Origin of the sequence: Thalassospira sp. MCCC 1A03138 (assembly GCF_002115785.1) — a bacterium.
Lineage (GTDB): Bacteria > Pseudomonadota > Alphaproteobacteria > Rhodospirillales > Thalassospiraceae > Thalassospira.
Genome location: NZ_JFJY01000001.1, coordinates 442,347 through 457,301, shown reverse-complemented (window position 1 = coordinate 457,301; position 14,955 = coordinate 442,347). Strand labels below are relative to the sequence as shown.

General features: G+C 56.0%; 13 protein-coding genes. 3 read left to right on the top strand and 10 right to left on the bottom strand.

The genetic code is table 11. The annotated features are described in order from the left end of the window. Nucleotides 1-3: 3 nt before the first annotated feature. From TH468_RS02190 to TH468_RS02180, 3 genes are all read left to right on the top strand, one after another. Nucleotides 4-1,689 (top strand): ABC transporter permease, encoded by a 1,686-nt coding sequence (locus TH468_RS02190; protein ID WP_085642011.1) that lies wholly within the window; start codon nt 4-6, stop codon nt 1,687-1,689. Between the two features lie 7 nt (nt 1,690-1,696). Next, nucleotides 1,697-2,374 carry an ATP-binding cassette domain-containing protein gene (locus TH468_RS02185; RefSeq protein ID WP_085642010.1) on the top strand — a complete coding sequence of 226 codons (678 nt, stop codon included), beginning with the start codon at nt 1,697-1,699 and terminating at the stop codon, nt 2,372-2,374. 136 nt (nt 2,375-2,510) lie between these two features. Continuing rightward, on the top strand, nt 2,511-3,065 hold the full coding sequence (locus TH468_RS02180) for a 2OG-Fe(II) oxygenase (protein ID WP_085642009.1): 555 nt from the start codon (nt 2,511-2,513) through the stop codon (nt 3,063-3,065). Here TH468_RS02180 and TH468_RS02175 read toward each other — a convergent pair whose 3' ends face one another. The 10 genes from TH468_RS02175 to fliF form a co-directional block, all read right to left on the bottom strand. Next, entirely contained in the window at nt 3,066-3,467 is a 402-nt protein-coding gene (locus TH468_RS02175; protein ID WP_007091331.1) for a hypothetical protein, read from the bottom strand. 98 nt (nt 3,468-3,565) lie between these two features. Then, nucleotides 3,566-5,173 carry a hypothetical protein gene (locus tag TH468_RS02170; RefSeq protein ID WP_085642008.1) on the bottom strand — a complete coding sequence of 536 codons (1,608 nt, stop codon included), beginning with the start codon at nt 5,171-5,173 and terminating at the stop codon, nt 3,566-3,568. A gap of 4 nt (nt 5,174-5,177) precedes the next feature. Then, nucleotides 5,178-5,966 (bottom strand): MinD/ParA family protein, encoded by a 789-nt coding sequence (locus TH468_RS02165; protein ID WP_037989531.1) that lies wholly within the window; start codon nt 5,964-5,966, stop codon nt 5,178-5,180. Further along, entirely contained in the window at nt 5,963-6,949 is a 987-nt protein-coding gene (locus TH468_RS02160) for a GTP-binding protein (protein ID WP_085642007.1), read from the bottom strand. Before TH468_RS02160 ends, TH468_RS02165 begins: the two co-directional genes overlap by 4 nt. A 24-nt stretch (nt 6,950-6,973) precedes the next feature. Continuing rightward, the gene (gene flhA / locus TH468_RS02155; RefSeq protein WP_085642006.1) at nt 6,974-9,130 is read right to left on the bottom strand and encodes a flagellar biosynthesis protein FlhA; all 2,157 of its coding nucleotides are present in this window, start codon (nt 9,128-9,130) and stop codon (nt 6,974-6,976) included. An 85-nt stretch (nt 9,131-9,215) separates the two neighbouring features. Continuing rightward, nucleotides 9,216-10,793 (bottom strand): sigma-54 dependent transcriptional regulator, encoded by a 1,578-nt coding sequence (locus TH468_RS02150; RefSeq protein WP_085642005.1) that lies wholly within the window; start codon nt 10,791-10,793, stop codon nt 9,216-9,218. A gap of 58 nt (nt 10,794-10,851) precedes the next feature. After that, nucleotides 10,852-11,646 carry a motility protein A gene (locus tag TH468_RS02145; protein WP_007091337.1) on the bottom strand — a complete coding sequence of 265 codons (795 nt, stop codon included), beginning with the start codon at nt 11,644-11,646 and terminating at the stop codon, nt 10,852-10,854. Between the two features lie 22 nt (nt 11,647-11,668). Next, nucleotides 11,669-12,031: a flagellar motor switch protein FliN gene (gene fliN / locus TH468_RS02140; RefSeq protein WP_007091338.1), complete on the bottom strand. Its 363-nt coding sequence runs from the start codon at nt 12,029-12,031 to the stop codon at nt 11,669-11,671. Further along, nucleotides 12,021-13,211, bottom strand: a complete 1,191-nt coding sequence (locus TH468_RS02135) for a FliH/SctL family protein (protein ID WP_139834611.1) — start codon at nt 13,209-13,211, stop codon at nt 12,021-12,023. The genes fliN and TH468_RS02135 overlap by 11 nt, the downstream gene beginning before the upstream one ends. A gap of 81 nt (nt 13,212-13,292) precedes the next feature. Then, nucleotides 13,293-14,945 carry a flagellar basal-body MS-ring/collar protein FliF gene (gene fliF / locus TH468_RS02130; protein ID WP_085642441.1) on the bottom strand — a complete coding sequence of 551 codons (1,653 nt, stop codon included), beginning with the start codon at nt 14,943-14,945 and terminating at the stop codon, nt 13,293-13,295. Between the last annotated feature and the right edge of the window lie 10 nt (nt 14,946-14,955).

Below are 14,955 nucleotides of genomic sequence, written 5' to 3'. Positions count from 1 at the left end.
CAAATGCTCCGGCTTTTCCCGGCTTTTACCCTCATCCTGATGATCGGCCCGGTCTGTGCCGGGCTGATCGGGACGATATTACCGGCATTCGGGTATCTTCCGGCGCTCGGCGGCGATGTAATATCGATTGATCCTTGGCGGGATTTGATCAATCAGCCGGGGCTTGGCATTTCGATCCGGTTGTCATTGATCAATGGTTTGATCGCAACACTGATCTCGTTTCTGGTTGTCATACTATTTTGCGCCGCATGGCAGGGAACGCGGATTTTTGGCGTCATGCAACGCATGCTGTCGCCGATCCTTTCAGTGCCACATGCAGCCGCAGCCTTTGGGCTGGCTTTTCTGATTGCACCAACCGGCTGGATCGTTCGAGCTGTCGCGCCACTTGCCGGATGGGAACGTCCACCCGATATTGTGAGCTTGCAGGACCCGTTGGGGATTGCCCTGATTGCCGGGCTGGTTGCCAAGGAAATTCCGTTTTTATTGTTGATGACGCTGGCGGCCCTGCCGCAGGCAGATGCCGACCGGACGCGGCAGGTGGCCTTAACACTTGGATATGGTCGCGTGGTTGGCTGGCTTAAAGCCGTTCTGCCACGGGTCTATCCGCAAATCCGTTTGCCGATATTGGCTGTGCTGGCCTATTCGACCTCAGTCGTTGATGTCGCGATGATCCTTGGCCCAACAACACCCGCACCGATGGCGGTGCGTATTCTTGGTTGGCTATCCGATCCGGACCTGTCGCGTCGTTTTCTGGCCTCCGCCGGGGCCATGTTGCAATTTGTCCTTGTAATGATCGCGATGGCGATCTGGTGGGGTGGGGAAAAGCTTGTGGCGTGGTGGGGGTGTGCCTGGGCCGAAGGCGGCATGCGCGGGCTACGCGATGATATCGTTCGAAGCTTTGCCGCCGGGGCGGCAGTCCTCTCGGCGGCTGCCGTGTTTCTGGGCCTGGCAAGTCTTCTGGTCTGGAGCTTTGCCGGGTACTGGTCCTTTCCGGAGTTTCTGCCACGCAGTTTCAGTCTGCGTCTTTGGATGCGCGAATACGACATGCTAGGTGCGACACTTTGGATCACACTGCTGATTGCGGTTCTCTCGGTCGGGGTTGCGATTACCCTGGTTCTGGGATGTCTTGAAAATGAAACCCGCCGGTTTCAAAAATCGGGACAGGGGGCGATATTATTGATTTATCTGCCGCTTTTGATGCCGCAAATCAGCTTCATGTTCGGGCTTCAGGTGTTTTTTACCGGCATCGGGCTGGAACGAACGTTGATTTCCGTGGTGATCGTTCATTTGATCTTTGTGCTACCTTATATCTTTCTATCGCTTGCCGATCCGTTTCGCGCCCTTGATCCGCGATATTTGCAAACCGCTTTATGCCTTGGTGCGTCACCGGCGCGGGTGTTCTGGTTGGTGCGCCTACCATTATTGGCCTGCGCGGTTCTGACGGCCTTTGCCGTCGGGATTGCGGTCAGTGTCGGGCAGTATCTGCCAACCCTTCTGATCGGTGCCGGGCGGTTTGCGACCGTTACGACCGAGGCGGTTGCACTGGCATCAGGCGGAGACCGGCGAATGATCGGGATTTACGGGCTTTTGCAAATGATCCTGCCCTTTGCCGGTTTTGCCCTAGCCCTTCTGATCCCGGCGGTTTTGTTCCGCCACCGGCGCGGCATGGGAAACCGAAACAGGATATGATCAGCCGATGAACAGCACATCAGCTAGCAATAATACTCCCGTCACAGGGCTTGAATTACGCCGGGTTTCCATTCGCCTTAATGGGCGTGTGCTGGTTGATATTGATACCATCATCACACCGGGCGAGATCGTGACGCTGATGGGGCCGAGCGGTTCGGGAAAATCAAGTCTGCTGGCCTATATTTGCGGAACCTTGCCGGTGGGCGGAACCGCCGGGTTTGAGGTCAGCGGGCAGGTTGTCCTGAATGGCCGGAGGCTGGATGGTTTGGCACCACAGGATCGCCATGTCGGTATCCTGTTTCAGGATGATCTTCTGTTTCCGCATTTATCGGTTGGCGGCAATCTGGCGTTTGCCCTGCCATCAAGTGTGCGGGGGCGGTTAGAACGCAGAACGCGTGTTAACGAAGCACTTGAAAGTGCCGGGCTTGGTGGCTTTACCGACCGTGATCCTGCGACATTATCCGGGGGCCAACGTGCGCGTGTCGCCCTGATGCGGGTGTTGCTGTCCGAGCCCGGCGCACTTTTGCTTGATGAACCTTTTTCAAAGCTTGATACCCAGTTACGGGATCAGATCAGGACATTTGTTTTTGAACAGGCGCGGTTGCGTGGTTTGCCAACCCTGATGGTGACCCATGATCCCGATGATGGGGCGGCAGCCAGCGGCAGGATCGTAAATCCGGTATAGCATGCAGGCGGTTTCTGCATGATTTTCACGCTGGTCAATCCGGGCGTTTGGTCCTAAGAGAAACCCACCGCAAAGAATTGTCTTGGGTCCGGGATACAAAATCAAAAGGCCCATGCGGCATCGGAGAATGTCGTGAATGTTTCCAGAAGAAATGTATGCAATCGTTCCGGATGCGCTCGATACCGCAACCTGCAACCGGTTGATTGACGGATTTTCGACCGAACTTGATGATGGCGGCCTTGTTCAGGGACAATCGGCAAGTCATATCCGCCGCTCACAGATCACCTGGTTCAACGAAACGCAGGAACCGGTCGTGATGCGGCGCATTATCGACATGGTCGCGGACGTCAACCGCAATGTGTTTGATTTTTCTTTGTCGGAATTCGCCGAAGACGCACAGATCGCCTGCTATGCCGGGGATCAGCGCGGCCATTATGACTGGCACAGCGACGTTGGCGCATCCGATATTGCGCGCCGTCGCAAACTGACCATGGTCATCCAGCTTTCCGAACCCGACCAGTATGAAGGCGGTTTGTTGCAGCTAAACCCGGCGGGGCATGTTTTTGATGCGCCGATGGAACGTGGCACGGCCATCTTTTTCCCGAGCTTCGTTCTACACCGCGTCGCCCCGACGACGGCTGGCTTGCGTTATTCCCTTACCCAATGGGTGCATGGAACGCCTTTCCGCTGATCAGTATCGTTCCAGCCGGTCCAGAAGGCGTGGGTTGTGCCATTTCGGTTGCCGGTCTTCGAGCGCGGCTTCGTGGTGCTGGACGCTGGCATTGTCGGCCTTTTGCTTGTCAAGGCGCAGATTGATCCAGCGCGGAATGATTTCGTTGTTGAAATCTTCCATGAGAAGCACGGCTGCGGTTTCGAAATTATCAAACGGGATACGCGCGATTTCGGCGAAATATTCCGCAAGGCAATCGGGTTTTATGATCAGGCGGTCTGGGACATAACGCAGGGTCATACGGGCCGGAAACACGGTTTCGCATCCGCTCAGTTCGCTTTGCAACGTCACGACATAATCAAGCTGTGCACCGGGATTATGTTCTGTCAGCAACAGGTTTCGACGTTCAAATATTTCCAGCATCAGGCCTACCTGCGTTTATTCGTTTGATAATCAAGATTACCCCCGCCTTTCGGGAACGAAAAGGCTTCTTTTCTAGGTCGGGTGTTGGAAATGGCCGCTTATGCGTCAATCCCGCGATGCCGGTTGACAACGGCTTCGTTGACCGGCGGGGCAATTTCAACAAAGCGCGAGCCATCCTGAAAAATCAGGTGCCCCTTGTAGCCGGAGATTTGCAAAGCCTCGCGGAAGATGCCGCGAATATCGTCGCGATTATCAGATTGCAGTGGATTTTCAGTGCGCACGATCAAATCGAACTTGCTGTCTTCGCCTTTGACCAGACCGTCAAGCTGGGTGTGTCCGACTTCGCTGAAAGACAGGTCGAGCAGAAAGCGTGTGCCGGGTTCTTCCCTTTCGCCTTTCTCGTTTTCGTCGTCGCCATGTCGCCATGCCAGACGAACCTGTTCGATGCGTTCCCCCATCTGAAATGGCATCGGCATCACACGCCAGCCATCCGGGCGTTCGTCGGCGGCCATGCCCCGCAATCTGCTGAAATCGCCTTCGAGCTTTTTAAGGATATCGTCGCCGTTCCCGTCAATCGATGACAGGCTGTTGCTGGCGCGATCCCCCAACCAGCCGCGTACTGTTCCCCCGGGGCCGGTCATGGCGGCAAAAAAGAACATCATCGTGGTGGTCAGTTTCGGTCCGGCCTGCGGAATATTGTTCAACAGTGCCGCAGCCGCGCCCGGATCGTGTTGTGCCAGTGCGGTCACCGCCTGCTGCAAAGTGCCCCAGTCTCGTGACAGGGCGGCGTTCTGCCCGCGTGCAATCAATTCTGCCTCTGTCATCGGAGGGGCTTGAGTGCCGCGTCCAGCGGCGGTATTGGCGTCGACACTAAACGACAGGGTCGCACCAACCGGGGCTGGAACTGGTAATTTGATGCCGACAACACCGGCAGATGTGCGAAGGACGGTAAAGCCGTTCGGCAACATCCGGGCTTCGGCGCTATCGGGTGGCAGAACCGTCCCGGTCAGCACCAGCGGGGTTGCTGTTCCGGCTGCACCTGTACCGCCTGCGACAACCCGACCTGAGATACCCGCACCCGATGGGGTTCCCAGCGCACCGCCGGTTGTTATAGCGGGTGTCATGGTGCCAGTTGCATTCATGTTGGCAATCTGGGCGGCCTTGCCGGCACTGACGGCCCCCTGACCGACAAAGATAACCTGTGTCTGGCTTCCGGCGGGTAACTGACTGCCATTGGTCAAGGTCAGGCTGCTTGTTGTGATGGCGTTAAAGGCCTGGCCGGGGATCAGCGGGGTGCCATTGATCCCGGAGGTCGGCAATCCGCCGCCAGTTCCGGTTGTGCCCGGTGTCAGCGTTTGCGGCAGCACCTGAAGGCGAAGGGCGGCTGCGGGATCGCTGCCCTGCTGCGGCTGTCCCTGGGGCATGATCCGCACCCAAAGAAAGTCCCCCAGATTGGCTGGAAGGGGTGTTGGCAGTTTTATATTAACCTGCCCCAGACTGGTCAGAAGGGTCAGTTCATTACCCGAACGCGACTGAACGGACGCCTGAAGCAGGCTTTCGACCGGCAGTTTGGCAATGGCATTGGCGACCTGCTGGGCAGCACTGACCTGAGAAGGCGGCTGTGGACTACCCGATGCCCCGCCAGCCGTCCCGCCCTGACCGCCAACGGCAGTGCCTGGTGTTACGGCTTGTGGCGGGAGAGTCATGGCGTCAGCCCTCCAGCAGCTTTTGTGTAATGGCTTCCATATCGTGGGCGGCATCGCAATTGGGATGGCGCATCAGAAGCGGGGTTTGTGACCGAATGCATTCGGAAACACGCGGATCGGCACGCACAACACCCAGAAGCGGCGGGCTGATTTTCAGGAAACCTTCGCAGGCTTTAAGAAGCTTGTTGTAGATCGCCTCGCCTTCCTTGCGGTCCTTGGCCATATTGACCACCACCCGGATATCCGTTTTGGGCCGCGCCATATGTGTGACTTTGATAAAGGCATAGGCATCGGTTAGCGATGTCGGATCACCGTTGGTGATGACAATCACCGTATTAGCAAGGCTGGTCATCTGGCGCACGCCCTGATCAACACCCGCACCAAGGTCGATCAGGACCTTGTCATAGCTTTTACCGGTCTGGATCAGGTCGTCGGACAGGGCCTGAAGACGGGTCACGGGCAGATTGGCAAGACTGCCCGATCCGCTACGCCCGGCAATGATATCAAAGCCGCCATCGGGGAAGGGGGTCACGGCATCGCGCAAACCGATCCGTCCGGAAATGACCCCGCCCAGATCATGTTTGGGCATCAGGCCAAGTTGGATGTCGATGTTGGCAAGGCCAAGATCACCATCAAACAACAGGGCTTTTTTGCCTTCGCGCACCAGCGAATGGGTCAGGGTAATGGCAAACCAGGTCTTGCCCACGCCCCCCTTGCCAGATGCGATGGCAAGGACGTTGCGGCCTTTGGCGCGCGGAGCAGTTTTGGATACTTCATCAGACTTGGCAGTCATTTCACGACCTCGGAGAAACTCGGTTTCGCGTTCTCGGCGCGATGGGACGGTATCAGAAGTTTGGCCAGGGCGACGGGGCTTATTGCGGTTAGACCGTCTGCGACCTGGGCCGTCATACTGACATTGCAAAGGGAAAGATTTCCTGAATCTGCACCGTATAACGCGCCGCCAAGGCGCGATGCAACATCCAGTCGGGAAATCACCATGCGCGCAACGCCGCAATCGGCAAAGGCATTGGCGATATCGGCACATTCGTCGGCATCAATCCCGGCGGGATTGACCAGTACGGGTTCGCTTGGCACAACGGACATGAAATCGCCCAGTGCCTTGATGTCAGCATCGACATAGGGATTGCAGCTTGCCGTGTCGACCAGAACCATGTCGGCATCCCGCATACGGGCAAACTGGGCTTTGAATTCTTCGGGTGTTTTGACCAGTGACAGATTGATGTTCAGGATACGGGTGAATGCCTCAAGCTGGGCCACACCGCCTGCGCGTTTGTAATCGGTGGTCAGAACCGCGACTTTTCGCTTTTTCATCACTGCGCGGGCAGCAGTTTTGGCAACCGCCAGCGTTTTGCCACAACCGGGCGGGCCGACAAAGGCCAAGGCACGCGGCGTGTTTTTTTCCGGCAACGGCGAAAAATCAAAAATCTCGTCCAGTGCCGATGCCAGTAATTGCTGTGCAGTAGTGGCACCGCTTTCGCGGCCCATAAGATCACAAAGCCGCAAGCGCAGCCGTTCGGGCAGATTATGACGGACAAGGGCTTCGTGTGCGTGATCAAACAGTTCCTGATGACCCGGAGGGCCTTGATCCGCGATATCGAAATCCAGACCCGGATCACGATCAAGGGCCGCGGTCAGTCGTACGCCTGTGCCCGGGATATCCTGGGTCGATACGATAATGGCATCCGATCCCATATGCTCTTTGACCAGTGCCATCGCCTCGGTCATGGTCGGGGCGCTGAACGTCTTAAGGCGCATATGCTGTCCCCTCGCAACGGATCATCATATCTGCCCCATGGTTTTGAGTTGGGCCTTGGGATGGATTTCGTTTTGCGACATGACAACCGTGGTGGGCCGGAATCGTTCGACAATGGATCGGACATAGGGGCGAATGCCGGGACTTGTCAAAAGAACCGGGCTTTCGCCCATCATGCCAAGTCGCTCGAACGTGGTGCGAACCTTGTTGATGAATTCCTGAAGCTGGCTTGGCGGGATCGACAACTGCTTTTCTTCGCCGGACCCAACCAGACTTTCGGCAAATATCTGTTCCCACTGCGGTGATAGGGTCACCAGTGGGATCACGCCATCATGGTTGGTATTCACATCCGACAACTGTCGTGCCAGGCGGGATCGGACATGTTCGGTCATGAAGGTCGGGTTACGCGTAAAGGCGGTGGATTCCGCAATCCCTTCAAGGATGGTCGGAAGATCGCGGATCGATATGCGTTCGGTCAGAAGGTTTTGCAGAACGCGCTGAACCCCGCCAACGGAAACCTGACCCGGTACGATGTCCTCGACCAGTTTTTTCTGGTCGTCGTCGAGCTCGTCCAGAAGCTTCTGTGTTTCGGCATAGGACAGAAGTTCGGGCATGTGGTCCTTGATCACCTCGGTAATATGGGTGGTGATCACGGTTTGCGGGTCAACAACTGTATAGCCTCGGAACATGGCTTCTTCCTTCATGCCCTGTTCGATCCACATGGCCGGCAGGTTGAAGGTCGGTTCCATGGTTTTTTCACCGGCAAGCGTGATTTCCTCGCCGCGCGGGTCCATGACCAGCAGCATGTTGGGGCGAAGGTCGCCACGGCCTGCCTCGATTTCCTTGACGCGAAGTACATAGGTGTTGGCGGGAAGCTGCATATTGTCCTGAATACGCACACTGGGCATGACAAAGCCCATATCGGTCGCCAACTGACGGCGTAGTGCTTTGATCTGATCGGTCAGTTTCTGGCCGCGTTCGGTGCTGATCAGCGACAGCAGACCATATCCCAGTTCAAGCCGCACATAATCCATGCGAAGCGCATTGGCGATCGGTTCTTCGGGTGGCGGGCCTGCTGCATCGGCCGCGGTCTGGGCTTCTTCCATTTCGGCGTTGGCAGCAGCTTCTTTCTGCTTTCGGCCCAGATGCCACGCAAGATATCCCAGCACGATCGCCAGACCAAGGAACCAGACCATCGGAATGCCGGGCAAGAGCGACATTCCCGCCATCATGGCGGCCGCAACACCAAGGGCTGCAGGGTAATTACTAACCTGTCCGAAAACGGCCTTTTCGGTTGCGCCGTCAAGGCCGCCCTTGGTGACCAGAAGGCCTGCAGCCGTCGATACGATCAGGGCCGGGATCTGCGATACCAGACCATCACCAACAGTCAGGATCGTGTATGTTTCGGTTGCCTCGGCCAGTGACAGGCCCATCTGGGCGGTCCCGATAATGATGCCACCGATCACGTTGATGAAGGTAATCAGGATACCGGCAACAGCATCACCGCGGACAAATTTGGATGCACCATCCATGGAACCGAAGAACGAGCTTTCGTCTTCCAGTTCCTTGCGGCGTGCCTTGGCCTGCGTTTCGTTGATCAGGCCCGATGACAGATCGGCATCAATCGCCATCTGTTTGCCGGGCATGGCATCAAGGGTGAAACGTGCAGCGACTTCGGCGATACGACCGGAACCCTTGGTGATAACCACAAAGTTGATGATCACAAGGATAGCAAAAACAATAATCCCGATCACGAAATTGCCCGAAATCAGGAAACTGCCGAATGCCTCGATCACGGCACCGGCAGCATGGGTGCCTTCGTGTCCGTGGCCCAGAATCAGACGTGTGGTTGCAATGTTTAGCGCCAGTCGAAGCGACGTCGCGACCAGCAGGATCATCGGGAAAGAGTTGAATTCCAACGGTTTCTGGATGAATAGCGACGTCATCAGGATCAGCACCGAGAAGCTGATCGACAGGGCAAGCAGGAAGTCGAGCAGCCAGGGTGGCATCGGGAACATCATGACCACAAGGATCAGGATGAAGCCAAGCGCCATGGCGATATCGCCACGTTTCATGGCCGACCGGACGCGTGACTGGATACCAGCCATATTCAGGCCGCCTGCGCTTTGGGGGCCTTGCGACCCGTCAGATCCTGCCGGTGTGATGTCTCGACCGTCGGCCATGTTGACTTCTGGTTACCCTATGTTGCGCGATCCCGGGAATGCATCCCTTGTTCTGATATGGGGTGCACCGGTTATTTTGTAATAATCAGTCCTGACCATTGCCAGGTTGCGGCACGGCAAGGCCTTCGTCGGTATATTGACGAAGCTTGTTGCGCAGTGTGCGGATCGAAATGCCCAGAATGTTTGCCGCATGGGTGCGGTTGCCAAAGCAATGTTTCAGCGTATCGATGATCAGATCGCGTTCTACATCTGCAACCGTGCGACCGACCAGGGCTGCCGTGACCGATGAATCCGCGTTGATTTGATCGGCGCTATCCGCATCATGGTCGACCGGTACTGCCGGGCAGGGGGGGGCATAATCGTCGTGATGATCTGGCAGCGGGGCAGGTGCATGTGGTGCTTGCTGTGCCGGGGGAACCGGCCGATAGGCCGCCCCACCATAAGCCGCATTGGCATAGGCCGAACTTGCGCGGGACGGCGCACTGGGGGCTGGCTGCGAAGGAGCCGGGGCAGGCGCCGCTGCTTCGGGGGACGGAGCAGACTGCCAACCCGGTTCGCTGCTTCCGGCACCCGAAAGCATGATGGCTTCGGGGCCGATTTCCGTCGGACCGGCAATCAGGACGGCGCGGTGCATGGTATTTTCAAGTTCGCGAACATTGCCACGCCAGTGATGGCTACGCAAACGCGTAATTGCCAGCGGGCTGATTGGGCGGATCGGCACATCGTTGGCTTCGGAATATTTTTTAACAAAGAATTCCGCCAGAACCGGAATATCGTCAGGCCGTTCGCGCAGCGAAGGAATATCGAGATTGACGACGTTCAGGCGGAAATAAAGATCTTCACGGAAGTTGCCCGCATTGACTTCAGCCTCAAGATTGCGGTTCGAGGTCGCTAGAATACGGACATCTACCTTGACCGGGCTTTTACCGCCCAGACGGTCGATTTCCTTTTCCTGAATGGCGCGGAGCAGCTTTGCCTGAAGGCGGACATCCATTTCGCTGATTTCATCAAGCAAAAGGGTACCGCCATTGGCTTCTTCAAACTTTCCGATGCGGCGGGCCTGTGCGCCGGTAAACGCACCTTTTTCGTGGCCAAACAGTTCGGATTCAAGAAGGTTGTCGGGAATCGCGGCACAGTTCACGGCAACGAATGGTTTGTCCGCCCGGTTGGATTTACGATGAACAAAGCGCGATATGATTTCCTTGCCGGTGCCGCTTTCGCCCGTAATCAGGATGGAGGCGGAACTGTTGGCGACTTGGGTTGCCAGACGAAGGGTTTCCGCCATGCGGGCATCGCGATGGATCAGGGCATGGCTTTCTTCGGTAACGGCCTCGAAGATGGCGGCAATCAGGTCGGCTTCGGGTGGCAGGGGGATGAATTCCTGGGCACCGGCCTTGATCGCATTGACCGCACCATTGACGTCATTGCCGATGCCACACGCGACAACCGGGACATTGATCCGTTCACGATGCATAGCTTCAATCAAGGCCGCAACATCAAGGGTGATGTCAGCCATAACCAGATCGATCCGGTTGCCTGCGCGCAGGATATTCAGCGATGTCGTGACACTTTCGGCCAACTGGACTGTTGCGCCGCGTGCCATCGCGATCTTGCTGGCTGCGCCGATCTGACCGCCCAGTCCACCAACGATCAATACCTGCATAGTCTCATCTCTTTCTGCTTCGTTCCCAGTGGCAATTCCAATTGGCGGGTTTCACCGATCAATCGAAATAGCTGACCCGTTTTGACGGGGGCAGGATGGAGTTGATCAGCATTTCCAGACGACGGGGGTTTTCCTGTCGCCCGATGGAGACGGCCCCCACCATATAGACCGAATTCAAAAGTTCTTCTTCGCCCGAGTTGCGTTCAAGTTTTGCTGCAAGCGGCATGAACACCATGTTTGCCAGAACCGCACCATAGAAAGTCGTCAGAAGTGCAACCGCCATGGAAGGCCCGATCGAGGACGGGTCATCAAGGTTGCCCAGCATCTGCACCAGACCGATCAGCGTTCCGATCAGGCCCATGGCCGGCGCAATATCGCCAGCCTTTTTCATGATGTTCGCACCTTTCTGGTGGCGACCGATGGTGGCGTTCATGTCCTTGCGCATGATGGCTTCGACTTCTTCGGGTGGTGTACCGTCGACAACAAGCGACAGTCCCTTCCAAAGATATTCTTCGCTTTGCAGGCTGTCGAGATGCCCCTGCAGCGACAGGACCCCGCCTTTGCGGGCGATTTCAGCCAGTTGCAGGATTTGCAGGGCAGCATCGGCAGGGTTGCGCGACTTGTGAAAAATCGTGCGCATCAGAACCTTGCCAGCACCCAGGAATTCACCCAGCGCAAAACAGACAGCGGTAATCGCAGCCGTGCCACCGATCACGATCAGAACGGATGGAATATCAATAAATGCCCCGGGCGATCCCCCCAATACGATCGCCGCGATAATAAGTGCGAAACCAATAGCCAGCCCCGCGACCGTCGCGATATCAAACGACGTTTTAGTCCCCCCGTCCGCCATACCCGCTCATCCTCTCAAAAGACTAGTTTTTCTCGGACTTGATGATTTCCGTCATGGTTACCCCCAGACGGTCTTCGACAACCACCACTTCGCCGCGTGCGACCAGACGGTTGTTTACATAAATATCAATAGCTTCCCCAACCTTGCGGTCAAGCTCTACCACTGCACCACGCCCCAGTTTTAGCAGCTGGCTTACCTGCATGGTTGCTTTTCCAAGGACTGCAGAAACCTGAACGGGAATGTCGTAAACCGCTTCGAGATCCTTGGATGTCTTCATGGCATCGCTGCCGATCTCGGCGGCGGCCAGAAGTTCGGTACCTTCGCCCTCTAGTTCGATATCATCATTATCGAGTTCCGAGAGTTCAAGATCGTCATCATCGGCCATTTTCGTCTCCTGATCCTTCAGCTTCCTGCGTCACATCGGCTTCTGTTTCGTCCCGGGTATCGGGTTTGCGATCTTCCTGCAACGGGTTCCCATCCTGTTGTCCCGGATCACTTTTCTCCTCATCCCCGATCTGAGTGTGCGACGCATCATTCTCGGGGGATGTTGGCATATTAACCTGTTCTGTGCCATGACCTTCTTCGATCTGGCCTGTCGGTTGACCAGCTTGGTGTGATCCGGTTCCACCATCCCCGATATGATTATCACCTGTCGGGGCAGCCTGCATTTCAGAAGTATCAGGTTCTGTCGCATCGGTTGGTGTCAAATCATGCCCCGAAACGGTTGTTTCCGGTTTCGCCGACGGGGTTTCTGGACTTGCCGGGCGGGGGGCGGGCGGAAGGTCGGCAAGCCGGGTGTTCTGGACATCAGGATCGCCCATGTCATTTTCTTCAAACTCATGCTCGTCGCTATGATTTTGAAGAACACGTTCGACGATATCGTTAATTTCGGCCCAGATGCGTTTGGTTTCCCGCACAGCCGTTCCATCACCCCACGATACATGGCAGTCACCCAGATCAATATCGGGCTCGCCAACAACCGCGACCTTACCCGAAAAACCCCGCGACTGTGCGATTTTTTCAACACTTTCGGAAACCATGTCGCTGATATCGGGGTGGACCTGAACGATCACCTTGGGAACATCGAACAGATTGGCAAGGCACTGACGGACTATGCTTTCGATTTCAGTCAGTTCGAACTGTTTTGACCAGGCCGGTGCGATTTTGCGCATGATGCCGACGGCAACATGAATGGCATCCTCGTTGATGCGGGCATTGGCACGTTTCTGCTGTTCGTCAATTTGCGCAAGTTTTTCAGCAAGTCGTTCTGACGTATCTGTCAAAGCCTGTTGAAGGGATGACTGGATTTCCGCGCGGCCTTGCTCGACACCGCGCGCAAAGCCTTCTGCGTCGGCAGCCGCGCGCGCAGCTGCCTCGGCCTCTGCGATCATTTGGGCAGCCTGTTCTTCGGTATAAATCGCCGGAGGAGGAGGCGGGGATTCGTCCTCTTTCTTCTTTTTCTTTTTGCCCAGAGAATAATGTTCATCATCCGAACCGGACGAACGAATGACGTTATCGGCATCATCGAAACTGAGCGAGAATTTGAATTTTTCAATGGCCGTCATATCGAACCGCTGGTTTGATTTGTGCGACAAGCAGGCCGGTGGCCTTATGCCAACCTGCCCATGAATGAACCGTCAAGCATATCAGGTTTCCTGATAAAGCCAGTTTCGAATGATCGCCAAAGCTTCTTCCGGGTGCTTTTCGACAATTTCACCGATTTTCTTGACCGAAGATGCCTTAACCCGGCCCTCGACCATCGAAAGATTGATCAATTCTTCGCCTTCATCATTCATCCCCGGCGCCATTGGAACCGGTGATGGGCCTGCAAGAGCTGGTGTTCCGTCGGCGGTCATTTCGTCGGCTAACAGCTGATTTTGTGCCATATCGGCTGCATTTGGCAGGGTTTCGAAGGCACGAGTCAGAAGCGGGCGAACCACCAGCAGGATAACTAGGATCGCAACAATCGCCAGCACCAGCATTTCCGCGATGCGGAAGATTTCGGCCTTATCAAGACCAAGGAACGTTTCGACATCTTCGTCCGGGAACAGGTCTGCCGCGTCGGCAAACTGCATGTTGATCACTTCGACCTGGTCGCTGCGTGCAGGGTCATAGCCGATTGCGCTGCGTACCAGTGCCGCTATTTTTTCCAAATCTTCCGGTGATCGCTCTTGGTAGACGCGTTCACCATTTTCATCTGTTGTGTAGGTGCCATCGACCAGAACCGCCACTGTCACTCGCGAAATTTCGCCGATTTCCTTGACCTTGGTCGTGGTCGTTTTTGAAATCTCATAGTTGACGGTTTCTTCCGAGCGGTTCTCCTGGCTGCTGGTTCCAGAACCTTGACCGCCATTAAGATTGGGGTCAGGAAGGTTGTTCTGAAGTGTAACCGGATCTGCGCCATCGGTTTCCGTGTTGGTCGAGTTTTCGTCGATGGTCTGACTGGACCGGACAACGCGCTCATCGGGGTTGAACCGCTCGTCAGCCGTTGTAACCTTGTTGAAGTCCATTTCGACCGATACTTCGGCGCGAACTTCGCCATAGCCAAGCGAACGGGACAGAAGATCTTCGATCGTGTTGCGCAAGCGCGTCTCGTTGCGGATGCGCATTTCATCGGCGGTCTGCGTCAGGAAGGTTGAAGACTGTTCTTCACCCTGACCACGCGCCAGAAGACGACCGCGTTCATCAATGATGGAAACCTTGCTTGGTGTTAGCTGGGGAATAGCCGCAGCAACAAGATGCTGGATCGCTATAACCTGTTCGGGTTTAAGTTCCCCACCGGCCATTTTAACGGCAATTGACGCGCTGGCTTCCTGGGTCTCGCGCGAGAACATCTGACGTTTGGGCAAAACCAGATGTACACGGGCCTGTTGAACGGACTGGATGGAGGCTATGGTACGGGCCAATTCGCCCTCAAGGGCGCGAACATGGTTGATGTTCTGTTCGAAACTTGTTGCACCAAGGCCACTGCCATTATCGAACACTTCGTACCCGACGGATCCGCCGGTCGGCAACCCGCTTTCCGCCATTGACAGGCGCATGCGATTGACCTGATCGGCGGGAACAAGAATTTCGGTGCCGTTATTCAGAAGTTGGTAGGAAACCTGCTGTTCTTCGAGACGGTTGACTATCTGGCTGGCGTCCGCCGGGTTCAGATCACGATAGAGCAACTCCATATTCGGTGCCGAAACACGCAGAATAAGGAATGCAAAAAACACAAGCAGCAACACCCCGACGCCACTGATGGCCATCAGGCGTGTCGGTCCAAGACCTTTAAGCGTTTGCAATAAACCGCCCACGTTCGACTGC